Origin of the sequence: Aeribacillus composti (assembly GCF_007827555.1) — a bacterium.
Lineage (GTDB): Bacteria > Bacillota > Bacilli > Bacillales > Aeribacillaceae > Aeribacillus > Aeribacillus composti.
The window spans coordinates 125,818-152,331 of sequence record NZ_VISS01000002.1; the positions used below are offsets into that span (position 1 = coordinate 125,818).

Consider the following 26,514-nt stretch of genomic DNA (forward strand, 5'->3'; position numbering starts at 1 on the left):
ATGGCCCCGCCATTCTTTCTTTTTTAGTGTGGCACTGGTATACCGTGGTGAACAATCGTTTTATAGGTAAACCATCCAAAAACAGCGACTGTTCCAAGCGCAAACAAAATTCCCAATATGTTTTTTTGTTTTAAAGAACGGAAAATAGCATAGATACCAAGCAAAGTTACTAAAGTAAAGATAATGACAGTACCCATTGTATAGCCCCCAATCTTTTATACGTTGAAGTGCGGCAAATATCTTCCCCTTCATATTTTAATCTCTTTTACTAGATTTGTCGAGGTAGGAACGGTACGTTTGCATAAAATGACTATGTCAATTTTATGAACGGTATGTCCTGCACATTTTAGGTTTGGCCAAAAATTTTCTAACTATTCCTTTTGCGCCAAAAAAGAATGTTTTGTATGATGGAAATGAAAAGAAAATGACCTGAGGTGAGAGCATGAAATGGATGAGAATCCCGCTCGGATTGCTGCAAACAAATGCGTATATTTTAACAAATGACAAAAATGAGTGTATTTTATTTGATCCAGGCGATGAAGGAGAAAAGCTAATTGAAGTATTGCGCAAACATCAGTTGACTCCCCTTGCCATTTTGTTGACACATGCACATTTTGATCACATCGGAGCGATTGATGATGTTCGAAAAGTTTGGAATATTCCAGTATATGTCCACGAAAAAGAACAAAAATGGCTTGGCGATCCTTCTTTAAATGGATCTGGTCATTTTATGAATGGAAAAAATGTAATGGTAGAGGAAGCGGACGAAATCATTCGGGAAGAAGGAAGCTTGACAATTGGTTCTTTCCAGTTCTCTTTATTTGAAACACCGGGGCATTCTCCTGGAAGCATCTCCTACTATTTAGAAGAAGCAAATGCTGTTTTTTCAGGCGACGTATTATTTAAAGGAAGCATTGGCCGTACGGATTTGCTTGGAGGGAATCATGAAGAACTGCTGAAAAGCATTCATGAAAAACTGCTAGTGCTGCCGGAAGAAACCATTGTGTTGCCTGGCCACGGTTCAGAAACAACCATTATAGAAGAAATGGAAACAAATCCTTTTTTAAATGGATTTTCGCTTTCGTAAAAATTGAAGAAGGTCAAAAAACAGGCAATTCCATTGCGGAATTGCCTGTTTTTATTAATGGCCGCCTTGTCCAGGGACCATCATAAACGTCGTCCAATATGTAAACCCGACGAAGAAAATGGTCAAATATGCTCCGAAAATATAAATATACATACGTTCAGTTAATTTTAAATAAGATAGTAAAACAAAAAATCCAGTTTGACCAAAGAAAAGTAAAGACGTCGTCTTCATATCGCCTAAATAAAACATAATAGCAAAAATACCTGTCCAAAAACCGAGTACACGGAACATGCGATCCATTGTGTTTCCCTCCTTTTCCCTCAATCGGTCGCTTTTTATATTATAATGTACAGCTTGATACATTGTAAATATACCGTTTCCAATTGTTATTGTATCCACTTTGTTTTCAAACATGTTGTAAAAAAATGTTCAAAAATTATGAGTTTATAGCAAAAAATTGTTTTCTAAACAGTCTTTGCAAACAATTGTTATTTTTCGGTTATGCTCAATTAAATTTTGCAAAAGGAAAGGGAAAAGAAAAATCCATTATCTACGTTCGCATTTTTCTCTTCAATTCGTTAAGATGAATCCTAAGAAAAGAAAGGGGGGATATGGAATGATTGAAATTGAAAAGCTTAGCGAAAAACTGATTGAACTGGCGTGTTCATTTAGTGCCTCAGACATCCATATTGTTCCGAAAAAGAAAAAAGCAGTTATTCAATTTCGAATTGACGATGACATCAAAGAAATATTTCATCTGCCTAAAGCTATTTGTGAACGCTTAATTTCTCATTTTAAATTTATGGCCCAAATGGATATTGGCGAAAAAAGGCGTCCGCAAAACGGTGCTTACTCCTTCCATACGATTTACGGAGAGGTGCATCTTCGTTTATCGACATTGCCTACAGTATTCGATGAAAGTCTAGTCATCCGAATATTGCTAGAGCAATCGATTCAATCGCCTGAAAAACTTTCATTGTTCCCGTCAGAATCCAAAAAAATGCTTTCATTTTTAAAGCATTCTCACGGTCTCCTGATCCTTACCGGTCCGACCGGTTCGGGAAAAACGACCACTCTTTATTCGCTTCTCCATTATGCAAAAAAACATTTTAAAAGAAACATCATCACACTTGAAGATCCTGTGGAAACGAAAAGCGATGAAATGCTTCAAGTGCAGATCAATGAAAAAGCTGGAATTACGTATGCAAATGGGTTAAAAGCAATATTAAGACACGATCCCGATGTCATTATGGTCGGTGAAATTCGGGATCATGAGACAGCAAGGATTGCGGTCCGGGCTGGGCTTAGCGGACATTTAGTACTGACCACCATGCATACGCGGGATGCAAAGGGAGCTATTTATCGATTATTAGAATTTGGTGTAACCTTTTCCGAAATTGAGCAAACTTTGATCGCTGTTGCTGCGCAGCGTCTCGTTCATTTAATATGCCCGTTTTGCAAAGGGAATTGCCCGCCTTATTGCAAAAAATTAAAGGAAATTAGGAGAATTGGGGTCTATGAACTTCTTTACGGCAAAAATTTAACCGCCGCTATTCGGGAAGCAAAAGGAGAGGAGCAGAGTGAGTTAGATTATATGAAGTTAAAAGATGTAATTAAAAAAGGAATCGCTCTTGGGTATTTATATCCGGACATATATGATCGTTGGGTGTTTGAATATGAATAGGCATCGATGGAACAAAAAGATGCAGGCACAATTTTTGAAGAAAGTGAGTGAGCTGCTTTCAGAAGGGTATGCATTAAATGAAGCTATTCGCTTTATGAGTTTTCATGTAAAAGAAAAATACCGACAAGATATTGAGACTTGTATACAGATGTTGACGAAAGGAAATTCGCTATACACGGCTTTTGAGAAGCTTGGATTTCATCGAGATGTACTAAGCTATCTTTTCTTTGCTGAAAAGCATGGTGATATACATTTTGCTTTAAAAGAAAGCTCAGTAATGCTGGAAAAACAACTCCTCCATTTGGAAAAATTTATTCAAGTTCTCCGCTATCCGCTCTTTTTAATTGCTCTTCTTTTAATTATTTTATTTGTCATCCAAGCAGTTGTTACCCCGCAATTTTCGTATATGTATGAAGCAGTTGATTTGAACGCCTCCTTCTTTCTGACATTTGTCATGTTTACCATTAAAGGCATCAAAACGTTTTTTTTCATTTTGTTTAGTTTCTTATTGCTCCTTTTTTTCTACTATTGGGTCTCTTTCCGAAAAAAGCCTCCGCTTGAAAAACAGAAGCTGCTTATGAAAATTCCGATCGTTTCAAAAGGTTTGCGGTTATTTCACAGCTACTATTTTTCTTTGCAAATGAGCAATTTGTTGAAGGGAGGATTGTCCGTTTTTGAATGCTTTACTCTGTTTCAAGAACAACATTTTCTCCATTTTTATAGGGAAGAGGCCAATCTGTTTATCGAGAAATTAAAGAAAGGAGAATCGCTAGAGATAATATTTGCTGAAAGTCCATTTTTTGAACAGGAACTTTCCTCTGTTGTTCAACATGGACAAGCCGTCGGTCAATTGTCTAAAGAGTTGTATATGTACAGCCGGTTCGTATTGGAGCGGATGGAACAAAAAATAATGAGAATCATTAGTTATATTCAGCCGGTCGTTTTTCTGATGATCGGGGTCTTCGTATTGATCATTTATTTATCGATTTTGCTTCCAATGTACCAAATGATGGGTCAAGTATAGGAGGATGAAAATAGTGAAAAATGAACATGGATTTACATTGGTGGAAATGCTGGTTGTACTGTTAGTGATCTCGATTTTGCTTATTATAACGATTCCGAATGTTATGGCTCATAATAAAAATATTCAAAATAAAGGGTGCGAAGGTTTAATTGATATGGTGCAGGGGCAAGTCGTCGCATATGAAATGGAGTTTCATCAAACACCAACAATTAATGATTTAATCACTAAAGGGTACTTGCCGAATAATTCTGGAAAATGTCCAAATGGTGATGAGATTGAAATTGATGCAAATGGAAACGTCATTAAGAGCAACTAGGCAAAGTGGTTTTACTGTTCTGGAGATGCTTCTTGTTCTTTCGATCTTTTTATTGATCAGCTCTTTTATATGGATTGGAGCAGTAAATATTTACAGAGAAAAAGTCATCGATCAATTTTTCGTTCAACTGGAAAAAGATTTGCTATATGTACAACAGCACGCATTCGTTAATAAAGAAAAAATTTATTTGTTTTGGTATCCTGACAAACATTACTACGAAGCTGAACGATCCGGCTTTAAAGGGGAACTGTTTGAAAGAGCATACGATCAAAACATAAAAGTCGAATCAGGAAACATAAAATTTCCAATCGAGTACTCTCCTTCCGGCTATTTTTATCAAGCTGGAACAATCTTCATTTCGTATGATAAAAAAACGTACAAAATCATTTTTAATTTAGGGAGAGGAAGGTTCCGTGTGGAAAAATTATAGCGGATATACGATAACAGAAATATTAATAGCATTTTCCATATGGTGTTTGCTTTCGCTGACGCTGGTCCCTGTGTCAACAGCCTTATTGAAACAGCAAAAAGAAGCAGCAGCATCTGTGCTGGCTTATCAACTGCTCAAAGAAGAACTTGAACGTTTTGTATTTGAAAAGAAAAAAACAAATGGCCAAGTTGAGCGGCAAGGGATGATGTTCGAACTGGTGTGGGGAAAGGAGGGGCAATTTGCTGAATTATGTGTTCTTTCGGATGAAAATGCAGAACAAAAGGTTTGCGGCTACATTTATGAACAATAAAGGATATACGGCAGCAAACATGCTGATAGCCTTTCTAGCGACAACCATCATCATCTCTTCCTTTGCACCCATGCTCTCATTTTTTCTAAAATTGAATACGAGGCAGCAAGATTTACATCCAAGCGAGTGGAATTTATTTCTAATTGAGCTTCATCGTGAAATCAAAACATCTCAACAAATAATGGTGAAGCAAAATGTTTTACAATATAAAAATCAAAAAGGAGAAGTAGTCACACTCAGTCAATATAATGATTTGCTGCGCTATCAGGTTGACGGAAAAGGACATGTTATTGTGCTGCGCGGTGTTCAAGCCGCTCATTTTATTCCAATAACACATGGTGTGAAAATTGAAATCACAAGCTTAGAAGGTAAGCGGTTTGAAGGAACCATTCGCGATGTGAAAGGAGTGATTCCTGATTGAAAAATGAAGATGGTCATATTTTTCCAATGACGATCGGCATATTTCTGCTTTGCATAATGATTCTTACCGCATATGCTTCCTCATATATACAAGAGCAAAGATTTCGGCATGATGCGAAAGAGTTTTATTTGCAGGAAACGTTAATGCTTGCCGGTGTTCAATATTCGCTGAAAAAAGCTGACTATTCTGATACCCAGGAAATACTTGAACTCCCAAATGGAACCATTTCGTATAAACGAACGAAAAAAGAAAAAGGAATCGTCAATATTTCCATTACATGCAAGACGTTAAAAGGAACGGAGTATACGGCAAACTTTCATTATGATTTGAACAATCAACAGATTATGAGCTGGAATGAATATTCATAGCTTTCATCGTTCAGCGCCTTATCAAAGCTTCAACCAATCGTTTATTTGCCAGAATGTCTGTTTAAATGAACAGAGTTTAGGAAATAATATAAAAAAATTTTATTTCGAGGTGCCCACTTATGTCTGGTAATGATTATGTGAAATATGTAACCGAACAGTTTGTAAAGTTTATCGACACCCCAAAAGAAGCAAGGAAACAAAGGCGTGAGGAACGGAAAAAAGATCGTCTTCCATTATCAATGAGATGGTTTGGATTTTTGCCGATGGCGTTTTTAATTTTGATCAAGAAAAAGAAATAAAGGAAAAGGAGCCGTTTACCAGCTCCTTTTTTATTGAAAAGTGATGAGATCATTCAATTTCGAGCGTATTTTCTGCGTCTTGATTTTATTTTAATGAATTATAGAATCCGATGATAAATAAAAAATTCCTCCATTGTGGACTTCTATTTCAATGCGCGGTTCATACAGCTCTTGAATCGCCTTCTTTTCTGTCCAATAAACAGAAGGTTTTTCATCTAGATCTTCATAAAAATGCTCCAACAATGCTAAATCGGCATTCATTCGTTCTCTCGCTTCTTCCGCCCACCGATGGTCATCTTCTTCAATTTTTTTTATCACGTAATGCTTCAATCGAGTTAATCCGCTTTTTGGTGTAATTAATGGCGTAATGGTAAAACAAAAATCAGGAATTTTCGGTGTCAAATGAATTTTTTCTAGCTGCTCCTGAAAATTTTCAACAATCCTTCCGTTGATTAAATGCAGTCCTAATGAATAAGTTTGATCCTTCTTTTTGTCACAAATATACGAAATCGTTACATTCATCCCAATCCAAGGGTGCAGCGGCACGTTTGCTTTGGAAGCTGCTGTCTGTTCATATAACCGAATATAAGAAGACATTTTCTTCGTTGCCGCAAAAATTTGGTGCAGTCTCGGCGATCCGAAATGAATCCATTCACCTTTTACATCTTCCGGAGCCTCCTTTGAATCCGTGATGAAAGTAAGTTTCATCGGATTTGGAGTTCCGCCGGTTTTTTCTAAATAATGCCAGTAAAAAGGCCGGTTCATTAATTCTTTATCCATTTCAACAGTTAATTGAACGGTAAAATATCCGTTTTTTTCTTCAATAATTGGACAATTGGTCGCCTGAAAAAAGCGTTTTAAAAATGTGGAAATTTGAGCCTGCTGCATCATTCCGCCTCCTATTTAAAAATTTTGCAAGCAGCTATGAAAATAAAGAAATCAGTTATTCTCGGCCTGTTGTAATTGTTCACCAAAGTTAAGAATAGCCGCTAAATTTTCCATTTTAATTTTCATTTCTCCTTCCGAACTCGACTGAATCATAATATCTTCTATATGTTCATGAATATTGCGGAGGTCAAGTTTTGCTAAAATACTGTCCAATTCCCCAATAACACGTTCAAACAGATTTATTTTTTCATATAATAGCTTTAAGATATGCTCCTCTACTGTATTTTTTGTCGCCATGTTATAAATGAACACATCCCGTTCTTGTCCGAGACGGTGGATGCGCCCGATTCGCTGCTCCAAACGCATCGGGTTCCAAGGCAGATCATAATTAATAATATGATTGCAAAACTGCAAATTTATCCCTTCCCCTCCTGCCTCTGTCGCGATCAGTACTTGCGCTCTATTTTTAAATAAATCCTTCATCCAATCCTTTTTGCCGCGTTTAAATCCGCCGCGGAACGGAACAGATGTTATGCCGTGCTGTTTTAAAAACCATTGTAAATATAATTGTGTTGCCCGGTATTCGGTAAAAATAATCACTTTATCGTTAATGTTTTGAATGAGTTCGACCGTTTTTTCTGCTTTCGAATTTTTTGTTACTTGATCGATATAGCCCATTAGATTGCGAATGATCTTTTCAGGCAATTGTGGAGCTTCATCCTTTTTATCAAGCATTTTTTTTAATGTTATGTACACTGCTTCTCTGCTCGAACATGCTTCACGCTGAAGCGTTAAAATGGAGAAACTGCTTGTCGGAATAGAGAATGACGACCGAATTTGGCTGATGGCATCATATAAAGCCTGTTCAGCTTTCGAAAATTGAATCCAAATCGTTTCCACATGTCTTTTTGACCATTCAATTCCTGTATCAATGCGGCGGTTTCGTATCATAACTTTATTGACAAGTTCTCGTAAATGCTCATCGTCACGAATATTCCGTCCTTTTTTCTTAAACATATCGTGAAAGAGCTGTTCATTGCCGAGATGTCCAGGTTTTAAAAGAGAAACAAGGTTGAAAATTTCTTCAATGCGATTTTGAATAGGCGTTGCCGTCAATAATAAACAAAATTTTTTCTTTAAATTTTGAACAAACTCATAGTTTTTTGTTTTGTTATTTTTTAATTTATGCGCTTCATCAATGATGACCATGTCATAATCCAATCCGTGAATAATTTCTTTATGGGGGCTTCTTTTTGCTGTATCAAGGGAAGATACGACAACATCGCATTGCTCCCAAACATAGCTTTTCTTTTGCTCAACGGCAGGAATGTAAAATTTTTCATTTAATTCCCTCACCCATTGGGAGACGAGTGAAGCTGGAACTAAGATGAGCACTTTTTTGACAAGTCCGCGAATCATATATTCTTTTAATATTAATCCGGCTTCAATTGTTTTGCCGAGACCGACTTCATCAGCTAATATTGCTTTTCCGTTTAATTTTTCTACTACTGTTTGTGCGACCTCCAATTGGTGGGGAAGAGGGGTTACATGATCAAGATGCAAAGGAGCTACTAAACCTTCAAATGATGGAATGGACAAATAATTCGTAACTTCATAAGCTAATTTGTATAATTCCCAGTTTGCCCACGGACCGTCTTCCTTTAATCTTTGCAAAAATTCTTCTTCCCATGTTGTTTTATAGCGGATGTTTATATTCATTGCCCACACCCCATCCTTTATTTTTATATTCAAAGTGAAATGTTCATTTTTTTTATCGCTAATTCAAAAACCGTTCCGTTTTTTGATTATAAATTTTTATAAACACGAACAATTAACAATGATTTTTTAAAATTATTTGGGAAAGGTATTGCTGAAACCGTTTAAAGATGATACCATTAAAATACGTTTGAAGTCTTTTTCTTTTGTTTTCTACTCATCTTTTTCCTTTTTGTCGAATATGTCATTTGTTATTTTTTCACAATTTACAAGAAAATATGTGCGGATGAGAGCAAGGGGAGAGACCTCCTTTGTGAGGCGCCGAAGGAGCAAGCATATGTGAATCTCTCAGGCAAAAAGACTCTTGTTTGACGCAGCTCTGGAGAGTGTTTGCATATTGTGCAAACCACCAAAGGGGAAAGCCTTTTTAAGGTAAACTTTCAGGTGCAAGGACAGAGACGGTGTAGCAAAATCTTGTCGATTGGAATAGACAAGACGATACTAGGCCGTTTTCTGTCCTTTTTTCTGCTTTTTAAGCTGAAAAATTTTGAGAGAAATTAGATGCAAAAAATAGATCAGGAGGGGAAATGATGAATGAATTAAAACGCACTCCTCTTTTTGAAGTGTATAAACAATATCGAGCAAAGACGATCAATTTTGGAGGATGGGAATTACCTGTGCAATTTACTTCCATTAAAGAGGAGCATTACGCTGTCCGCACCAATGCAGGTCTATTTGATGTTTCTCATATGGGAGAAATCATTGTAAAAGGGAAAGATAGTCTTCAGTTTTTGCAAAAGGTATTAACTAATGATGTTTCAAAGCTTCGGGATGGAAAGGCTCAATACACAATTATGTGTTATGAAGATGGAGGCTGTGTAGACGATTTAATCGTTTATCGGCTAAACGAGGAAAAATATCTTTTAGTAGTCAATGCAGCGAATATTCAAAAAGATTTTCAATGGCTCATGTCTCAAAAACACGGAGATGTTGAATTGCAAAATATTTCTGAAAGCTGTGCTCTCCTTGCATTGCAAGGCCAGAAAGCGGAAAAGGTGCTGCAAACTTTAACAGACGTACACTTATCTGAGTTGAAATTTTTTGAATTTATTGAAAGTGCTGAGATCGCAGGTAAAAAAGCGCTCATTGCCCGAACTGGTTATACCGGGGAAGACGGCTTTGAAATCTATTGCCAAAGTGAGGACGCCGTTTATTTATGGGAGAAGATTTTGCAAGCAGGAGATAAAGAAAAAGTTGTTCCATGCGGATTGGGCGCTCGTGATACGTTGCGGCTGGAAGCAGCTTTGCCGTTGTACGGTCAAGATCTTTCGGAAGACATTACTCCGATAGAAGCAGGAGTCGGATTTGCAGTGAAGCTTACGAAAAAAGAGAATTTTATCGGAAAAGATGTATTGCAAATACAAAAAGAACAAGGGGTATCGAGGCTGGCGGTCGGCTTGGAAATGATCGAAAAAGGCATTCCCCGTTCAGGCTATAAATTGTTTTCTGGAAATCAACAAATTGGAGTTGTTACATCAGGGACGCACTCTCCTACTTTGAATAAAAGCATTGGAATCGCTCTCGTCAAGAAAGAATTTTCGGAGATCGGGAATGAAATTGAGGTGGAAGTTCGGACAAAACGATTAAAAGCAAGAGTAGTACCAACTCCATTTTATAAACGACCAACAAAAAATGGAAAATAAAGAAAGGAGAAGCTTTCGATGAAGCATCGCTATTTACCGATGACAGAAACTGATCGAAAAGAGATGTTGGAGGCGATCGGAGTCGAATCGATCGATGACCTGTTTGCCGACATTCCAGAAAGTGTACGGTTTAAAGGAAAATACAACATAAAGGCTGCGAAACCGGAAACCGAGCTGTTTCGCGAGCTATCTCAACTTGCTGCCAAAAATAAAGATGTAAAAACAAACGTTTCCTTTTTAGGAGCTGGAGTGTATGACCATTATATTCCGGCAATTGTCGATCATGTCATTTCCCGATCAGAGTTTTATACGGCTTATACGCCATACCAGCCAGAAATTTCTCAAGGCGAGCTCCAAGCAATATTCGAATTTCAAACAATGATTTGTGAATTGACAGGAATGGATGTCGCCAACTCGTCGATGTACGACGGAGGGACAGCTTTAGCAGAAGCTGCATTATTAGCTGCAGGTCAAACAAAAAAGAAAAAGGTGCTCGTTTCGCAAACGGTGCATCCTGAAACGAGAGATGTGCTAAAAACTTATGCAAAAGGACAAAACGTTGAGGTAGTGGAAATCCCTTACCGAAACGGAGTGACCGATGTAGAGGCATTAAAAGAAATGATGAACGCCGAAGTAGCATCAGTCATTGTACAGCATCCAAATTTTTTCGGCCAACTTGAACCGCTTCACCAAATCGAAGACATCTCCCATTCCGAGAAAAGCTTATTGATTGTTTCAAGCAATCCTCTTGCTTTAGGTGTGCTTTCACCGCCTGGTTCATTTGGTGCGGATATCGTAGTAGGCGATGTTCAACCGTTTGGAATTCCAATGTCTTTTGGCGGTCCAACTTGTGGATATTTCGCCGTAAAAAAAGAGCTGATGAGAAAAATTCCTGGGCGACTCGTCGGTCAAACAGTAGATGAAGAGGGGAAAAGAGGCTTTGTTCTCACTCTGCAGGCAAGGGAGCAGCATATCAGAAGGGATAAAGCTACATCAAACATTTGCTCCAACCAAGCGTTAAATGCTCTTGCCTCTTCTGTTGCCATGACTGCTCTTGGAAAAACAGGTGTAAAAGAAATGGCTTATCAAAATATCCAAAAAGCAAACTATGCGAAAAAGATGTTTGAGAAGAAAGGTTTTTCCATTCCGTTTCAAGGTCCAATGTTTAATGAGTTTGTCGTGAAGCTGTCCAAACCAGTTTCTTTGGCCAATAAAAAGCTGCTCGAAAAGGGAATCATCGGCGGCTACGACCTTGGCAGAACGTATCCGGAACTTGAAAAACATATGCTTGTAGCGGTAACAGAGCTTCGTTCGAAAGAAGAAATCGATTTATTTGTGAACGAGTTGGAGGGATGGCAATGAAGGATCAACCGTTAATTTTTGAAATATCAAAACCGGGACGGATCGGATACAGCTTGCCTGATTTAGACGTACCGGAGGAAAATATTGATCAGCTGATTCCTAGTGACTATTTGCGGACAGAAGATGCCGAGCTGCCGGAAGTATCAGAACTTGACATTATGCGCCATTATACTGCTTTGTCGAAGCGGAACCACGGTGTGGATTCCGGTTTTTATCCGCTTGGTTCCTGTACAATGAAATATAATCCGAAAATAAATGAAAATGTGGCAAGATTAACTGGCTTTTCTTATATTCATCCATTACAGGATGAAGCGACGGTTCAAGGAGCAATGGAATTAATGTATGATTTATCAGAACATTTAAAAGAAATTACAGGTATGGATGCTGTTACATTGCAGCCGTCTGCAGGGGCGCACGGAGAGTGGACGGGGCTCATGATGATTCGCGCCTACCATGAGGCAAATGGAGAAAAACATCGAACACAAGTGATTGTACCTGATTCAGCCCATGGAACAAATCCTGCTTCAGCGACCGTTGCCGGTTTTGAAACTGTCACGGTGCGATCTGATCAAAACGGACTTGTCGACTTAGACGACTTAAAGAGAGTGGTAGGAGAAAATACAGCTGCTCTTATGTTAACAAACCCAAATACGCTCGGTTTGTTTGAAGAGCATATTGTAGAGATGGCGGAGATTGTTCATTCAGTTGGAGGAAAATTGTATTATGACGGAGCGAATTTAAATGCAATTTTAGGCAAAGCGAGACCAGGGGATATGGGCTTTGATGTCGTTCATTTAAATCTTCATAAAACGTTTACAGGCCCCCACGGGGGAGGGGGTCCCGGTTCAGGACCTGTCGGTGTGAAAAAAGAGTTAATTCCTTTTTTGCCGAAGCCTGTGCTTGTCAAGGATGAAAATGGACTTCGTTTCGACGAAGACAGGCCGCAATCGATCGGACGAGTAAAATCGTTTTATGGAAATTTTGGAATCAATGTGCGGGCATACACATACATCCGCTCCATGGGTCCGGACGGTTTAAAGGCGGTCTCTGAAAATGCGGTATTAAATGCGAATTATATGCTGAAAAAATTAGCGCCTTATTACGAAATGCCGTATGACCGCATTTGTAAACACGAATTTGTCTTATCTGCGAAACGGCAAAAGAAGCTCGGTGTCCGTGCGCTTGATATTGCAAAAAGGCTTCTCGATTTCGGGTATCATCCGCCGACAATTTATTTTCCGCTCAATGTTGAAGAATGCATGATGATTGAACCGACTGAAACGGAATCAAAGGAAACATTGGATGCCTTTATCGAAGCGATGATTCAAATTGCTAAAGAAGCGGAGGAAGAACCGGAAATCGTTCAAGAAGCTCCTCATACAACAGTCGTCAAAAGGCTCGATGAAACACTCGCAGCAAGAAATCCGATATTAAAATATGAAAAAAAGTAAGGATTCGCGTTTTGCGAATCCTTATCTTTTATACTTCATTTTATTTCCCTTTTTTAATTTTTCCAGTCCACTTTTTAAAGCCGCCCTTTAAATAATAGAGCTCCTGATAGCCTTTTTTCTTCAGCATTTGTGCGGCTCGCCCGCTTCTTGCACTTGACTGGCAATATAAATAAACCGGTTTGTCTGGGCGGATTTCTTTATAGCGCTGTCTCAATTGGGAAAGGGGAATATTTCTTGCTCCTAAAATGTGGCCACCTTCAAATTCATTCGGCTCCCGCACATCGATGAGCTGCGCTTTCCGATAGCCGGCTTTAAATTCTTCCTCCGTTAATCCTTTCATAATCTTTTTTTGATATAAAAATGTGGCCAAAAAATAAATGATAATAGCTGCAAGAATGAGCAATGACCATTCCACGCTTGTTCGACTCCTTTTTATTTGTTTGAATTTATTTGTTTGAAGTTCATGTGAACATACATACGAATGTTGGACAACATTTATTATATAAAACAAGAATGGAAATGTCATTTCTTTTCGGGCGTTTTATTTAACAATATCCTCTTCATTTGATAGACTAAAAAAGCAAATATAAAATAAAGAGGGTTGCGATATGGGAAAAGAAATATGGAATTATATTGATTCTGGCTTTTCATCCCCTTTTTACAATATGGCTCTTGATGAAGCTTTATTGGACTGGCACAGTGAAGGAAAAATCGCTCCGACGATTCGTTTTTACGGATGGAATCCGCCGACATTATCCATCGGCTATTTTCAAAAGGTTGAAAAAGAAATTGATATGGATGCTGTAAGACGGCACGGCCTTGGCTTTGTACGAAGACCAACAGGCGGAAGGGGCGTGCTGCATGACAAGGAGCTTACATATAGTGTCATCGTATCCGAAGATCATCCGCGAATGCCCAAAACCGTGACAGAGGCTTATCGTGTAATTTCGGAAGGAATTTTACATGGATTTCGCTTGTTAGGCTTAGACGCTCATTTTGCAATTCCAAGAACGGATGAAGAAAAACAGCATTTAAAAAATCCGCGGTCATCTGTATGCTTTGATGCACCGTCTTGGTATGAGCTGGTAGTTGAAGGAAGAAAAGTTGCCGGGAGTGCCCAAACTCGCCAGAAAGGCGTTATCCTGCAGCACGGCTCGATATTGCTAGATTTAGATGAAAAGCTGCTGTTCGACTTGTTTAAATATCCTAATGAGCGAGTCAGGGAAAGATTAGAGAAAAACTTTAAAAATAAAGCGGTGGCGATCAACGACCTTAGAGAAACTCCAGTCACAATGGAAGAGGCATGGAGCGCCTTTAAAAAAGGGTTTGAATACGGGCTTGATATTGAGTTGAGACCGTACCAATTGTCTAGCGAACAAGAAGAGTATGTGAAAAAACTGGCTAAAGAGAAATATGAAACAGAAGAATGGAATTTTAGAAGATGAAGCGGCGAACATGCCGTTTTTTGTATGATCAAAATGAAATGGATCGTTGCTTGTAAATCAAGGTGCCGATGTGTTTTCAAAAACTGCAACTGACAAATTTCTTCAAATACCGCCGGAATGATTCTAAGATCATTAAATTTCTTTTCCTTGCTTCTTTTTTTGGTTAGTTTTACATTTGACATTTTCATAATGTAGCGTATATCATACAATATATAGAGCAAACAAATGTTCTTTAGCACAATATATTGTTATTTTTTCGTTGATAATATCATCTAAATGTGGTAACGTATATCAAGTACGATATTTTTAAGGGAGTTGTGAATATGACAGTGGCGCTGAATGAGAAAATGAAAATTGATGTGGAGAAGCTGAATAAAGATATCAGCCTTTTCCCGCAGGTGCATCCGATTACGGAAGATATGAAAATCACGCACAAAGGTGTTTCGCGCCTTGTAATGCTGGACAGGTATTCATTTAAAGACACTGAAAAAATTACGCTATCTGAAGGCGATTTTGTAGTGCTGACGATCAAGGAAGATCCAAAATTTCCTGCAAGAGGGCTAGGCTACATTAAAGAAATTGATTGGGAAAATAAAAAGGCAAAGGTTCAGGTCGAAGAAGAGTTTCGTCATACTCTTGAAAAGCCTGAAGAACGGGAGACGGGAATCATCGTTCGCTCTTTAGATGTCATCGAAAAACCGCTTGAAATTTTTTATGAACAAATTGCCAAAAGAAATGCAACAGGTCTTGCTGCTGTTGAAAAAACAGAAGAAAAAAGAAAAGAATGGTTTGAAAAATTTTATCAAGAGCTCGTCAATCTGCATTTTATTCCGGCTGGCCGGGTTCTTTACGGCGCAGGAGCAGGAACCGAAGTGACGTATTTTAACTGCTATGTCATGCCCTTTGTAAAAGATTCCCGTGAAGGGATCTCTGAACACCGCAAACAAGTAATGGAAATTATGAGCCGCGGAGGCGGTGTCGGCACGAACGGTTCAACATTGAGACCAAGAAACACATTAGCCCGAGGTGTAAACGGCAAATCATCAGGATCTGTGTCGTGGCTGGATGACATTGCAAAATTAACCCATCTTGTTGAACAAGGTGGCTCACGGCGAGGAGCCCAAATGATTATGCTGGCCGACTGGCATCCTGACATCATTGAATTTATCGTTTCCAAAATGCAAAACCCGCGCATTTTGCGCTACTTAATTGAAAATACAAATGATGAAGGAATTAAGAAGGCGGCTGAAGACAAGCTCAAATTTGTTCCTCTTACACAGCAAGAGCGCGACATGTATCAAGGAATTGTCAACTTTAAAAATGTTCCGGGCAAAGGAGGCTTTTCAGACGCTGTTATTAGAGAGGCGGAATTAAAGCTTCGAGTCGGAGGAACATATACTGTTCATAATCCGGAATTTTTAACAGGCGCTAACATTTCTGTCTGCTTGACGAAAGAGTTTATGGAAGCAGTGGAAGAAGATCGGGAGTATGAGCTTCGCTTCCCAGATGTGGAAAGCTACAATGATGAAGAAATGAAGATTTACAATGAAGAATGGCATAAAGTTGGCGATGTGCGCGAGTGGGAGAAAATGGGGCATCGCGTGCGCGTGTACCGCAAAATTCGCGCAAGAGAGCTTTGGAAGCTGATTAACATTTGTGCAACCTATTCAGCGGAGCCAGGTATTTTCTTCATTGACAATGCCAATGATATGACGAACGCAAGAGCATACGGTCAAAAGGTTGTTGCAACAAATCCGTGCGGTGAACAGCCTCTTGCACCATATTCCGTCTGCAACTTAGCAGCAGTAAACTTGGCGAAGATGGTCGACAAGGAAAAGAAAGCTGTTGACTATGAAAAGCTCAAACGAACTGTGGAAATCGGCGTCAGAATGCAAGATAATGTCATTGATGCTACGCCTTATTTTCTCGAAGAAAACAAAAAGCAAGCGCTGGGTGAACGGCGCATCGGCTTAGGCGTTATGGGTTTGGCGGACTTGCTTATCTACTGCGAAAAAGAATATGGAGCAGAGGACGGCAACAAGCTTGTTGATGAAGTGTTTAAGGTAATTGCAACGACCGCATACCGGGCATCAATAGAACTGGCAAAAGAAAAAGGCAGCTTCCCGTTCCTAGTCGGCGAAACGGAGGAAGAGACGCAAAAATTAAGACAAGCCTTCATTAATACAGGATATATGAAAAAAATGCCGGAAGATATTCGCGAAAACATTTTAAAATATGGTATTCGCAACTCGCATTTGCTGACGGTAGCACCGACAGGATCAACTGGCACTATGGTTGGCGTTTCTACAGGTCTTGAGCCATATTTCTCCTTCTCGTACTACCGAAGCGGGCGTCTTGGCAAATTTATTGAAGTAAAAGCGGATATCGTTCAAGAATATTTAAACGAACATCCGGAAGCTGATCCGAATCATTTACCGCATTGGTTTGTGTCAGCGATGGACTTGTCGCCTGAAGCTCATGCCGATGTGCAATGTATCATTCAACGATGGGTCGATTCAAGCCTTTCAAAAACAGTAAATGCGCCGAAAGGCTATACAGTTGATCAAGTGCAAAAAGTATATGAGCGCCTATGGAAGGGCGGAGCAAAAGGCGGAACTGTTTATGTAGACGGAAGCCGTGATACCCAAGTCCTGACATTAAAAGCGGAAGAAAATGTATTGAATGACGACATTCCGGAATCGACGAAAGAAAATGAAGGTAAAGTTGTGTTAATGAACACTGTTCAAGATTTGCGCTCAACTGATGTCACATATGGCAACGAAGTCGGCAATACATGTCCTGTTTGCCGGGAAGGAAAGGTTCAAGAAATCGGCGGCTGCAATACTTGTACAAAATGCGGTGCCCAATTGAAATGTGGATTATAATAAAGCGGCAGACTTGTTCTGCTGCTTTATTCTTTTATTGAAAACAAACTTCTAAACATCGTTTTCCCTTCTTAAAATGTAGTAACGGAATAGTAAGGAGGGAATGCTTTGAAAATTGACGGTGTTTTTTCTGGTGGAGGGATCAAAGGCTTCGCTTTTATTGGAGCATACAAGGCCTTGGAGGAAAAAGGATTTGAATTCGCCAGGGTTGCTGGCACGAGCGCCGGTTCGATCATTGCCGCTCTCATTGCAGCCGGCTACAAAAGTGATGAAATCCTTTCTTTGATGGACAGCTTAGAGCTGCGAAAGTTTTTAGATAAAAGAAAAGGAATTATGTCATTTATGCTCATGAAATGGATCAGTGTTTATTGGCGGATGGGACTATATAAAGGACAATTTTTAGAAGAATGGATGGAAGAAAAATTAAAAGCAAAAGGAGTTTCAACATTTGCAGATTTGCCGAAAGGAAAGCTTCGTGTGATTGCCTCCGACCTTACGAACGGAAAAATTGTTGTATTGCCGGACGATTTAAGCAAATATGGAATCAATCCTAATAGATTTTCTGTTGCAAAGGCAGTCAGAATGAGCTCATGCCTCCCGTATTTTTTTGAACCTGTCAAACTATGGACGAAGGATGGCGTCAGTATTGTTGTCGATGGAGGAGTGCTCAGCAATTTCCCGATTTGGCTTTTTGATGGAAAAATAAAAAAAAGACCGATCCTCGGTTTTCAGCTTAGCGCGCATATAGAGGAAAGGCCAAGAAATGAAATAAAAAACGCTTTATCAATGTTTCACGCGTTATTTGAAACGATGAAGGAAGCGCACGATGCAAGGCATATTGCCACAAGGCATGAACGCAGCATCGTTTTTATTCCGGTTGAAAATATTTTAACGACGGAATTTAAAATTACGAATGAGAAGAAACAGGAATTAATTCAGCTCGGCAAAGAAAAAACGGAAACCTTTTTAAAAAAGTGGTCCTATTAGAAAAGAGCTCTATTTTTCTTTTTTCCTTTTTTACCTTCGATGACTGTCAAATGATTGTTTTCTCTCCGCCTTTTAGCAGAGATAGCCGTTTTGTTTTTTTTGTGGAGTACGTGCTTTTGAGCATAATGTATCTTTTTATCTTTAAATCTTTTTTTCGATCTTTTCGCAGCTTTTAAAAACTGTGAATACTCATTATTTGTACGTTTTTTCATCACTAAGCGATAAATGAGGATGATGATCCCGATGACAACCGCCCAAATAAACAATTTGAAAAAAGTCTTTGGATTGAAAAAGAGCATATAAATAAGCCCTAAACCTCCTAAAGTAGCGATAACGGCGAATACGGGATGGACGGGAAAACGGTTCATCTAAAGGCCACCTCCATCAGTCGTTTTCAAGAAAAAGAAAAGCTCTCGTTTATCAAATCAACCAATACGCTCCATTTTTTCCGTCTCTTCTTCCAATAAAAGCAGCTTTTGAAAGCTTGCAATCGCTACTTCCACTTGATCGTCTGTAGGTTCTTTTGTCGTCAGCAGCTGAAGCCATAGTCCTGGATAACCAAGATATTTTAAAACAGGCTTATGCCGCAGCTTATTTGTAAACTGCAATACTTCAAATGAAATGCCGAGAACAACCGGTATAAGAGCGATTCGGTCAACAACGCGAAGCCAAAGCGGGTCTGTCGGAACGAGCAGATACACAAATACTCCAACAATAACCGTAAACAAAATGAAACTGGAACCGCATCGATAATGAAGTCTTGATTGTTTTTGTACATTTTCAACAGTTAAAGCGAGCCCGTTTTCATAGGCGTTAATCACTTTATGCTCAGCCCCATGGTATTGAAAAACACGCTTTACTAAAGGAGTCATCGAGATGAAATAAATATAAGCAAGCAACAGCAAAAGCTTAAAAAAGCCTTCGAGCAAAATTTGCCCCACATCCGATGAGATGATCGGCCTGAACCATTCTGCGATAAACACTGGAATTAAAGTAAAGATAAATTTGCCAAGCAAAAATGACAGCACTCCGACAGCAGCAGCTCCTAAAATGAGTGAAAGCTTCGACTCTTTTTTTTCTTCTGACAATAATTTTTCATCATCGGCTGGATCAACATCGTATCGATCTGAAGAATAGCTTAAATGCTTGGAGCCGTTTGCGCTTGCTTCAATAATGGCGGCAATTCCGCGAATAAAAGGAATTTTTTTGAAGCGGGATAATATAGGATGTTTTTTTCGCGGCAATTGAAAAAAATCAATTGAATTGTCTTTTCTCCTGATCGCTGTGACGAAATGATGCTTCCCTCCAAACATAACTCCTTCAATTACCGCTTGCCCGCCATACATAGTCTTTTCGTTTTTCATGACGCACCAACCTGCCTATCTATATAATAAAAAAGCTATTGAAAAGTTTTATTTATTACTATTCTACAAAAAATTAGATGAAACCTCTAGGTTGGATGTGTCTTTTTTCCAATAGGGCGGCGTGAAAAACTTTATCATTATTTAGTATGAATGAAATAAATTTTTTTATACAAAAAATAAACTTTTCATGAAAAATTCATCAAGAAAAGAAAAGTGGACATATTAAAAAAGGGAGGTGGACGGATGCTTAACAGCGAAAAAAAGAATTCTACTGGTAAGGAAAAGAAAAAAGAACCATTCCGATCCTTTTTTCTGAAAATTGTTGTCATTGGTTTTACTGGCGGAGTATTATGGAGTTTGATAGGATATTTAGCGTATGTGTTGAACTTTACGAAAATCGGGCCAAATCGAGCTCTCATGTTATTTGCCTTTGATAATTGGAAGAACGGAGTCGCTGGGCATTTTGCGGGAGCTGCCTTCATAGGCATCATTTCTATACTTACTGCATTTTTATATTATGTTCTGTTCAAAAAAGTTCGGTCAATATGGGGAGGCATTGTTTTCGGAGTCGCGCTGTGGGCCGTTGTTTTTTGCTGGCTGGGACCGGCTTTTCTAAAAATCGATCCGCTCGGTCGGCTTGGTACAAATACCATTGTCACCTCCATCTGCTTGTATGTGCTGTTTGGCGTTTTTGTCGGGTATTCCATTTCCTACGAATATGGGGAGCGTCAATCATAAACTAGATTATAGAACTGTGTCAGGGTCACAAGATCCAATCATAAACTAAATGATGAGAGATCAAGAATCTTATGGTAGAATGTTCATAATACTGGACATTCTTTTTTAATACATGATAGAAAGGTGTAATCGATGGAGAGAATACTTGTGATCAATGGCCCGAATTTAAATTATTTAGGCGTGAGGGAGCCGCATATTTACGGAAAAAAAACATTGGCAGATTTGGAAAATGAATTGAAATCTCTCGGTGAAAAAAAACAAGTTCAATTTTCTTTTTTTCAATCGAATCATGAAGGAGAGATTATCGATAAGCTTTACGAAGCCGATCAACAATTTGATGGAGTGATTTTAAATCCAGGAGCTTTTACTCATTACAGCTATGCGATACGGGATGCAATTGCCAGCATTTCAAAACCGGTAATTGAAGTCCATATCTCCAATACAAATCAACGGGAACCGTTCCGGCATCATTCTGTCACAGCACCGGTGACACAAGGGCAAATAATTGGCTTAGGGTTTTACGGCTATCAATTGGCAGCTTTATCTTTACTACATTTGATCAGGGAGGAAACACATGAAGCTTGAAAAAGTTCGTTCACAAATGGAACAGTTAAATATTGACGGCATGCTCATTACAAACGAATATAACCGCCGCTATTTGACGGGATTTACAGGTACGGCCGGGGTCGCACTGGTGGCAAAAGAGGATGCATGCTTTATTACCGATTTCCGGTATGTAGAACAGTCAAAAAAACAAGTAAAGCATTTTAGAATCGTGCAGCATTCAGGATCGATTTTTGAAGAAGTCGCTGCACAGGCGAAGAAAATGGGGATCAAAACGCTCGGGTTTGAGCAGGATCATCTTTCTTATTCAACATACACATCGTACAAGGATGTTTTAAAAGGGATTGAATTCGTTCCTGTCTCAAATATTGTGGAAAAGTTGCGCTTGATAAAGACTGATGAAGAGATTAAGATATTAAAGGAAGCCGCTGAAATCGTTGATGCTGCCTTTACACACATTTTACATATGATCCGTCCAGGTGTGAGAGAGATTGAACTAGCGAATGAGCTCGAATTTTTTATGCGAAAAAAAGGAGCAGCTTCCTCATCTTTCGATACGATTGTCGCGTCAGGTTATCGGTCAGCCCTTCCCCATGGTGTAGCAAGTGAAAAACCAATTGAAAAGGGAGAGCTTGTAACGTTTGACTTTGGCGCCTATTATAAAGGATACTGTTCAGATATGACGCGGACAATTGCTGTTGGAGATCCTGGAGATGAAATGAAAGAAATTTATAACATCGTGCTTGAAGCACAAAAGAAAGGCGTGCGCGAAATCAAGTCTGGAATGACTGGAAGGGAAGCGGATGCTGTTACACGTACCTACATTGAGGATAAAGGGTACGGGGAATATTTCGGTCATTCAACTGGACATGGAATCGGACTTGAAATCCATGAAGGACCGACACTATCAGCTCGCTCTGATACCGTTCTTCATCCAGGCATGGTGGTCACGGTTGAACCTGGTATATACCTTCCAGGAAAAGGCGGGGTAAGAATTGAGGATGATATTTTGATCACTGAGCACGGAAATGAAGTGTTGACTCATTCGAAGAAAGAGCTCATCATTCTCTAGCGAGTGCCCCAATCAATGTTGTTAAAGAAAATGTAATAGGAGGACCAAATATGATTTCTGTAAATGATTTTCGTACAGGTTTAACGATTGAAGTCGATGGGGGGATTTGGCGCGTTCTTGAATTCCAGCATGTAAAGCCTGGTAAAGGGGCGGCGTTCGTTCGTTCAAAATTGCGCAACCTTCGGACAGGTGCCATCCAAGAAAAAACGTTTCGGGCTGGCGAAAAAGTAGCACGTGCTCAAATTGACACCCGGAAAATGCAATATTTGTATGCAAATGGCGATCAGCACGTTTTCATGGACACAGAATCGTATGAACAAATTGAGCTTACTTCAAAACAAATTGAATATGAGTTGAAGTTTTTGAAAGAAAATATGGAAGTATACATCATGATGTATCAAGGCGAAACAATCGGAATTGAGCTTCCGAACACGGTTGAATTAACTGTTACGGAAACAGAACCTGGCATTAAAGGGGACACTGCATCAGGCGGCTCTAAACCGGCTACGCTTGAAACAGGGCTTGTCGTGCAAGTGCCGTTTTTCGTTAATGAAGGGGACGTTATTATCGTCAATACTTCTGACGGTTCTTATGTTTCCCGTGCGTAATTATTCTTAAAAAAATAATGAAAAAAGTCAAAGAAAACGAAAAGACCCGCAGAATTCATAACTGATTTCTGTGGGTTATTTTTTTGAAAAGAAAGATTTTATAGCTATTTTCGCAATCGTTTATAAAAGATCAGAATACACAAGCTTTCCAACCTGGCCTTTTTTTGAACAGGATTCAATTACAGCTTGTCCACCTTTAATGATCCATCCACGCTTTTTTCTTTTTCCTCAATTCACTGAAAACGGCAAAAGGTATAACAATATAAATAAAAGCCGCAAGAAGCCATACAAGTCCATCATAAATTTGAACCAACATTCAATCACCACCCCCTAACTCCATTATAACTGTTAAAATCAGAAAATTCTATCAAATTCTATTGAAATGATAAATGCAAAAAAAGGAATAAGAGAAACGGTAGTCATAAAGTGGCCAAGCTTGCATACATTGAAAATAAATAAGGTATTAAAGGGGGAAGGAAGATTGAAAGAAATCATCTCAATTTTTCCCGAAACAATTGCAAATGAATTAAAGCAGCTTCCTTCTTCTTTTTTTGAACAGATGGAAGAAATTCGCATACGTTTGTACAAGCCGATTGAAATCATCGCTTTCGGCAAACCGCACTTTCTTCACTACGAGGCGACAAAAGAAGACGGGATGATGATTTTAAACAAGATCAGCCAATATTCGATTTACACACTGGAGGAAGAATTAAAGAGAGGTTTTATTACGATTGGAGGAGGGCACCGGATCGGCCTTGCTGGAAAAGTGATTACAGAAAACGGCAATGTCAAAGCCATACGGCACGTTACATCTTTTAATATCCGGATAGCAAGGGAGAAAATAGGCCTAGCTGAGCAATATATTCCTTATGTATATGAAAAAAAATGGTTAAATACGCTTATTTTTGGACCTCCCCAATCAGGAAAAACGACTCTGCTGCGCGATTTTGCCCGGATCATAAGTACTGGGGTTAAAACGATCCCGCCTCAAAAGGTCGGCATTGTGGATGAAAGATCAGAAATAGCCGGCAGTGTAAAAGGAATTCCGCAATTTACTTTTGGTCTTCGCATTGATGTATTGGACGGATGCCCGAAAGCAGAAGGGATGATGATGTTGATCCGTTCGATGAGCCCTGACATCATTATTGCTGATGAAATAGGGCGTAAGGAAGATACCGATGCATTAATGGAAGCTGTGAACAGCGGTGTTCAGCTGTTTGTGAGCGCTCATGGCGAATGCTTTGAAGATTTGCTGCACCGTCCGACCTTAAGAGAACTTATTCAATTAGGCATTTTTGACCGATACATGGAATTGGAGAAAAAAGGTACTCCAGGGACGGTTTCCCGTATATTTGGAAAAAAAGAAAAAGAGATTGTGTATAAAGCAGGTGTGAAATAGCGATGAAATTGCTAGGGTCTTTATTCATCTTATTAGCAACAACATGGATTGGGTTTGATTCGGCTAAAAGATTGACAGAGCGGACAAGACAATTGCGGCAATTAAAGGTTTCTTTGCAAAGCTTGGAAGCTGAGATCATGTACGGCCACACACCATTGCAGGATGCATCGCTTCATATTGCCAAACAGGCAGCCCCTCCGCTTTCTAATCTATTTACATTATTTTCTGAGAAATTATCGCAAGGCGACATGGATGTGAAAAGCGCATGGGAAAGCAGTCTGCTTGAAATATGGCCTTATACATCGCTGAAGGAAGGGGAATTGGAAGTTTTAAAGCAATTTGGAGAAACATTGGGGCAGCATGATTTAATCAGCCAGCAAAAGCATATTAAATTGACAATGGCTCATTTGGAAAAAGAAGAAAAAGAAGCGCTGTTTAATCAAGAGCATTACGGAAAAATGACGAAAAGCTTAGGATTTTTAGCGGGATTGCTCATTATCATTCTTTTGATGTAGCGATATAAGCTGGGAGGAGAAAGGGACATGGGTGTTGACGTCAACACAATTTTCCAAATCGCTGGAATCGGAATTATCGTTGCGTTTCTTCATACCATTTTAGATCAAATGGGGAAGAAAGAGTACGCCCAATGGGTTACATTGTTGGGATTTATTTACATACTTTTTATGGTTGCTTCCATTGTCAACGATTTGTTCCAAAAAATTAAAGCGGTTTTTCTTTTTCAAGGATAGGAGGTTTTGGAGATTGAAATTTTTCAAATTGTCGGGCTAGGATTGATTGCAACTTTGCTCGCTCTTGTCATAAAAGAACAAAAGCCGACCTTTGCCTTTCTATTAATCGTCTTTACCGGTGTCTCCATTTTTCTTTTTTTAGTGGATCAAATTTATGAATTGATTCGAATGGTCGAAAGAATTGCGAATGAAGCAAGCATTGATTTGATTTATGTCGAAACCATTTTAAAAATCATCGGAATTGCCTATATTGCTGAATTTGGTGCGCAAATTACGAAAGATGCCGGACAAGGCTCCATTGCATCCAAAATTGAATTGGCAGGGAAAATTTTAATCTTATCTATGGCAATTCCGATCATGACGGTGATTATACAAACGATGATTAAGCTTCTCCCAAATATATAAGTTTTAGGGGGTGATGGGGATTCAGTTATCATTTTTTCGCGGCATCCTTTTTTTGGCGTTTTTTGCTTTCGCTGTGCCAAACATGGTACAAGCCTCTCAAGAACAAAATTCATCGGCAGATCCTCCAAAAGAAGAAGCGATTCAACAAGAATATATGGCAGAACAAATGGACGAGCTTGGGATTGAGGAAATTAAAAATTTTTGGAATGACATTATGACGACATACGGAGGACTTCTTCCGGAAAGCCAGAAGGGAAGCTTGATGGATTTTATTAAAGGTGAAAAACAATTTTCTATAAAAGAGTGGGCCGTTGGCATTTTGAAATTTCTTTTACATGAAATCTTGGCAAACGGAAAGCTTCTTGGAACCATTATCATTTTAACGATATTTAGCGTTCTTCTCCAGCATTTACAAAACGCCTTTGAAGAAAAAAATGTGAGCAAAGTTGCTTACTCCATTGTTTATATGGTGCTTGTCATTTTAGCTTTAAACAGTTTTCACGTAGCCATTTCCTATGCAACGAATGCGATTAACGGGATGACAAGCTTTCTTCTAGCCTTAATTCCGATGTTAATAGCTTTAATGGCGTCATCTGGAGGAGTTGCTTCGGCTGCATTTTTTCACCCCATTACCATTTTCTTGATGAACGGAAGCGGTTTGTTGATTGAAAAAATTGTTCTCCCTCTGCTGTTTTTGTCTTCTTTGTTATTTTTAATCAGCACGATGACGGATCAATATAAAGTTACTCAGCTTGCTCAGCTGTTCAGAAGCATTAGCATCTGGCTTTTAGGCATTTTCTTAACCATTTTTTTAGGAGTGATTTCTGTCCAGGGGGCGACGGCAGCTGTGACAGACGGGATCGCCTTGCGGACGACAAAGTTTATAACGGGAAACTTTATACCTGTGCTTGGAAAAATGTTTACGGAAGCGGCTGATACGCTCTTCAGCGCATCGATGCTGTTAAAAAACACAATTGGCGTCATTGGTGTTGCCATTCTCTTTTTGATCACCATTTTTCCGGCAATGAAAGTACTGGCGATTGCCTTCATCTATAAATTTGCTGCTGCCGTTTTGCAGCCTTTAGGGCCGGGAGAGATTATCTCCTGTTTAGACATCATCTCCAAGAGCATCATCTATATACTAGCGGCACTGATCCTTGTATCGTTCATGTTTTTTTTAAGCATTACAGTTATTATCGCAGCGAGCAATGTCACCATGATGGTTCGATAGGAGTGGTG

At 39.1% G+C, this 26,514-nt stretch carries 31 protein-coding genes and 1 riboswitch; of the genes, 24 read left to right on the forward strand and 7 right to left on the reverse strand.

The genetic code is table 11. The annotated features are described in order from the left end of the window. Nucleotides 1–23: 23 nt before the first annotated feature. Entirely contained in the window at nucleotides 24–197 is a 174-nt protein-coding gene (locus tag FB379_RS01675) for a DUF2759 domain-containing protein (RefSeq protein WP_065095533.1), read from the reverse strand. 245 nt (nucleotides 198–442) lie between these two features. Between FB379_RS01675 and FB379_RS01680 the strand changes: the two genes are divergently transcribed. Beyond that, entirely contained in the window at nucleotides 443–1,087 is a 645-nt protein-coding gene (locus tag FB379_RS01680) for an MBL fold metallo-hydrolase (RefSeq protein ID WP_066247578.1), read from the forward strand. 54 nt (nucleotides 1,088–1,141) lie between these two features. Here the strand turns inward: FB379_RS01680 and FB379_RS01685 are convergent, their stop codons facing one another. Further along, nucleotides 1,142–1,387 (reverse strand): DUF2626 domain-containing protein, encoded by a 246-nt coding sequence (locus tag FB379_RS01685; protein ID WP_063388092.1) that lies wholly within the window; start codon nucleotides 1,385–1,387, stop codon nucleotides 1,142–1,144. Nucleotides 1,388–1,703: 316 nt separating this feature from the next. On the opposite strand from FB379_RS01685, the gene comGA reads away from it, so the two are divergent. The 8 genes from comGA to FB379_RS01725 all read left to right on the forward strand — a co-directional run bounded on the left by comGA (nucleotide 1,704) and on the right by FB379_RS01725 (nucleotide 5,939). Continuing rightward, complete coding sequence (gene comGA, locus FB379_RS01690; RefSeq protein ID WP_066247583.1) at nucleotides 1,704–2,771, forward strand: competence type IV pilus ATPase ComGA; 1,068 nt, start codon at nucleotides 1,704–1,706, stop codon at nucleotides 2,769–2,771. Continuing rightward, a complete protein-coding gene (comGB, locus tag FB379_RS01695; RefSeq protein WP_066247584.1) occupies nucleotides 2,764–3,795 on the forward strand; it encodes a competence type IV pilus assembly protein ComGB in 1,032 nt (343 codons plus the stop codon). The genes comGA and comGB overlap by 8 nt, the downstream gene beginning before the upstream one ends. A gap of 4 nt (nucleotides 3,796–3,799) precedes the next feature. Further along, nucleotides 3,800–4,111 carry a competence type IV pilus major pilin ComGC gene (gene comGC, locus FB379_RS01700; protein WP_063388095.1) on the forward strand — a complete coding sequence of 104 codons (312 nt, stop codon included), beginning with the start codon at nucleotides 3,800–3,802 and terminating at the stop codon, nucleotides 4,109–4,111. Beyond that, nucleotides 4,080–4,541 carry a competence type IV pilus minor pilin ComGD gene (comGD, locus tag FB379_RS01705; protein WP_158640149.1) on the forward strand — a complete coding sequence of 154 codons (462 nt, stop codon included), beginning with the start codon at nucleotides 4,080–4,082 and terminating at the stop codon, nucleotides 4,539–4,541. Before comGC ends, comGD begins: the two co-directional genes overlap by 32 nt. Continuing rightward, on the forward strand, nucleotides 4,525–4,851 hold the full coding sequence (locus FB379_RS01710) for a hypothetical protein (protein WP_063388097.1): 327 nt from the start codon (nucleotides 4,525–4,527) through the stop codon (nucleotides 4,849–4,851). Before comGD ends, FB379_RS01710 begins: the two co-directional genes overlap by 17 nt. Then, on the forward strand, nucleotides 4,841–5,272 hold the full coding sequence (gene comGF, locus FB379_RS01715; protein ID WP_206752135.1) for a competence type IV pilus minor pilin ComGF: 432 nt from the start codon (nucleotides 4,841–4,843) through the stop codon (nucleotides 5,270–5,272). The genes FB379_RS01710 and comGF overlap by 11 nt, the downstream gene beginning before the upstream one ends. Then, nucleotides 5,269–5,640, forward strand: a complete 372-nt coding sequence (gene comGG / locus FB379_RS01720; protein WP_066247591.1) for a competence type IV pilus minor pilin ComGG — start codon at nucleotides 5,269–5,271, stop codon at nucleotides 5,638–5,640. The genes comGF and comGG overlap by 4 nt, the downstream gene beginning before the upstream one ends. Nucleotides 5,641–5,759: 119 nt before the next feature. Beyond that, nucleotides 5,760–5,939, forward strand: coding sequence for a YqzE family protein (locus FB379_RS01725; protein ID WP_063388100.1), 180 nt, complete (start codon nucleotides 5,760–5,762; stop codon nucleotides 5,937–5,939). A gap of 90 nt (nucleotides 5,940–6,029) precedes the next feature. Here FB379_RS01725 and FB379_RS01730 read toward each other — a convergent pair whose 3' ends face one another. Together FB379_RS01730 and FB379_RS01735 are read right to left on the reverse strand one after the other, a co-directional pair. After that, nucleotides 6,030–6,827: a YqhG family protein gene (locus tag FB379_RS01730; protein WP_063388101.1), complete on the reverse strand. Its 798-nt coding sequence runs from the start codon at nucleotides 6,825–6,827 to the stop codon at nucleotides 6,030–6,032. Nucleotides 6,828–6,878: 51 nt separating this feature from the next. After that, on the reverse strand, nucleotides 6,879–8,546 hold the full coding sequence (locus FB379_RS01735) for a DEAD/DEAH box helicase (RefSeq protein ID WP_144596794.1): 1,668 nt from the start codon (nucleotides 8,544–8,546) through the stop codon (nucleotides 6,879–6,881). Nucleotides 8,547–8,829: 283 nt separating this feature from the next. Further along, nucleotides 8,830–8,917: riboswitch (glycine riboswitch) on the forward strand. Between the two features lie 213 nt (nucleotides 8,918–9,130). Here FB379_RS01735 and gcvT point away from each other — a divergent pair. The 3 genes from gcvT to gcvPB are packed head-to-tail and all read left to right on the forward strand — an operon-like array spanning nucleotide 9,131 to nucleotide 13,059. Continuing rightward, a complete protein-coding gene (gene gcvT / locus FB379_RS01740) occupies nucleotides 9,131–10,246 on the forward strand; it encodes a glycine cleavage system aminomethyltransferase GcvT (protein WP_082829399.1) in 1,116 nt (371 codons plus the stop codon). Nucleotides 10,247–10,264: 18 nt separating this feature from the next. Then, nucleotides 10,265–11,608, forward strand: coding sequence for an aminomethyl-transferring glycine dehydrogenase subunit GcvPA (gene gcvPA / locus FB379_RS01745; protein WP_144596796.1), 1,344 nt, complete (start codon nucleotides 10,265–10,267; stop codon nucleotides 11,606–11,608). Beyond that, entirely contained in the window at nucleotides 11,599–13,059 is a 1,461-nt protein-coding gene (gene gcvPB / locus FB379_RS01750) for an aminomethyl-transferring glycine dehydrogenase subunit GcvPB (RefSeq protein WP_144596798.1), read from the forward strand. The genes gcvPA and gcvPB overlap by 10 nt, the downstream gene beginning before the upstream one ends. 40 nt (nucleotides 13,060–13,099) lie before the next feature. Here the strand turns inward: gcvPB and FB379_RS01755 are convergent, their stop codons facing one another. After that, nucleotides 13,100–13,474, reverse strand: a complete 375-nt coding sequence (locus FB379_RS01755; protein ID WP_063388106.1) for a rhodanese-like domain-containing protein — start codon at nucleotides 13,472–13,474, stop codon at nucleotides 13,100–13,102. Between the two features lie 193 nt (nucleotides 13,475–13,667). Between FB379_RS01755 and FB379_RS01760 the strand changes: the two genes are divergently transcribed. The 3 genes from FB379_RS01760 to FB379_RS01770 all read left to right on the forward strand — a co-directional run bounded on the left by FB379_RS01760 (nucleotide 13,668) and on the right by FB379_RS01770 (nucleotide 18,376). Further along, nucleotides 13,668–14,504 (forward strand): lipoate--protein ligase family protein, encoded by an 837-nt coding sequence (locus FB379_RS01760; RefSeq protein WP_063388107.1) that lies wholly within the window; start codon nucleotides 13,668–13,670, stop codon nucleotides 14,502–14,504. Between the two features lie 323 nt (nucleotides 14,505–14,827). Beyond that, nucleotides 14,828–17,389, forward strand: a complete 2,562-nt coding sequence (locus FB379_RS01765; RefSeq protein WP_063388108.1) for a vitamin B12-dependent ribonucleotide reductase — start codon at nucleotides 14,828–14,830, stop codon at nucleotides 17,387–17,389. Nucleotides 17,390–17,497: 108 nt separating this feature from the next. Beyond that, nucleotides 17,498–18,376, forward strand: coding sequence for a patatin-like phospholipase family protein (locus FB379_RS01770; RefSeq protein WP_066247600.1), 879 nt, complete (start codon nucleotides 17,498–17,500; stop codon nucleotides 18,374–18,376). On the opposite strand, the gene FB379_RS01775 is transcribed toward FB379_RS01770, so the two are convergent. Beyond that, nucleotides 18,373–18,744: an SA1362 family protein gene (locus tag FB379_RS01775; RefSeq protein ID WP_066247602.1), complete on the reverse strand. Its 372-nt coding sequence runs from the start codon at nucleotides 18,742–18,744 to the stop codon at nucleotides 18,373–18,375. The two genes, FB379_RS01770 and FB379_RS01775, sit on opposite strands and share 4 nt — an antisense overlap. Nucleotides 18,745–18,801: 57 nt before the next feature. Beyond that, nucleotides 18,802–19,740, reverse strand: coding sequence for a DUF1385 domain-containing protein (locus FB379_RS01780; protein WP_066247604.1), 939 nt, complete (start codon nucleotides 19,738–19,740; stop codon nucleotides 18,802–18,804). Between the two features lie 243 nt (nucleotides 19,741–19,983). On the opposite strand from FB379_RS01780, the gene FB379_RS01785 reads away from it, so the two are divergent. From FB379_RS01785 to spoIIIAE, 9 genes are all read left to right on the forward strand, one after another. Continuing rightward, the gene (locus FB379_RS01785) at nucleotides 19,984–20,478 is read left to right on the forward strand and encodes a YqhR family membrane protein (protein ID WP_063388112.1); all 495 of its coding nucleotides are present in this window, start codon (nucleotides 19,984–19,986) and stop codon (nucleotides 20,476–20,478) included. A gap of 132 nt (nucleotides 20,479–20,610) precedes the next feature. Then, nucleotides 20,611–21,063 (forward strand): type II 3-dehydroquinate dehydratase, encoded by a 453-nt coding sequence (gene aroQ / locus FB379_RS01790; protein WP_063388113.1) that lies wholly within the window; start codon nucleotides 20,611–20,613, stop codon nucleotides 21,061–21,063. Then, nucleotides 21,053–22,114: a M24 family metallopeptidase gene (locus tag FB379_RS01795; protein ID WP_066247605.1), complete on the forward strand. Its 1,062-nt coding sequence runs from the start codon at nucleotides 21,053–21,055 to the stop codon at nucleotides 22,112–22,114. The genes aroQ and FB379_RS01795 overlap by 11 nt, the downstream gene beginning before the upstream one ends. Before the next feature lie 50 nt (nucleotides 22,115–22,164). Beyond that, nucleotides 22,165–22,722, forward strand: coding sequence for an elongation factor P (gene efp / locus FB379_RS01800; RefSeq protein ID WP_063388115.1), 558 nt, complete (start codon nucleotides 22,165–22,167; stop codon nucleotides 22,720–22,722). Between the two features lie 481 nt (nucleotides 22,723–23,203). Then, the gene (gene spoIIIAA, locus FB379_RS01805; protein WP_063388116.1) at nucleotides 23,204–24,121 is read left to right on the forward strand and encodes a stage III sporulation protein AA; all 918 of its coding nucleotides are present in this window, start codon (nucleotides 23,204–23,206) and stop codon (nucleotides 24,119–24,121) included. Nucleotides 24,122–24,123: 2 nt separating this feature from the next. Next, a complete protein-coding gene (gene spoIIIAB / locus FB379_RS01810; protein WP_066247606.1) occupies nucleotides 24,124–24,636 on the forward strand; it encodes a stage III sporulation protein SpoIIIAB in 513 nt (170 codons plus the stop codon). A gap of 27 nt (nucleotides 24,637–24,663) precedes the next feature. Continuing rightward, nucleotides 24,664–24,870 (forward strand): stage III sporulation protein AC, encoded by a 207-nt coding sequence (gene spoIIIAC / locus FB379_RS01815; RefSeq protein WP_063388118.1) that lies wholly within the window; start codon nucleotides 24,664–24,666, stop codon nucleotides 24,868–24,870. A 6-nt stretch (nucleotides 24,871–24,876) separates the two neighbouring features. After that, entirely contained in the window at nucleotides 24,877–25,275 is a 399-nt protein-coding gene (gene spoIIIAD / locus FB379_RS01820; protein WP_094246193.1) for a stage III sporulation protein AD, read from the forward strand. A 13-nt stretch (nucleotides 25,276–25,288) separates the two neighbouring features. After that, nucleotides 25,289–26,506: a stage III sporulation protein AE gene (gene spoIIIAE / locus FB379_RS01825; protein ID WP_063388119.1), complete on the forward strand. Its 1,218-nt coding sequence runs from the start codon at nucleotides 25,289–25,291 to the stop codon at nucleotides 26,504–26,506. The last annotated feature ends 8 nt before the right edge of the window (nucleotides 26,507–26,514 follow it).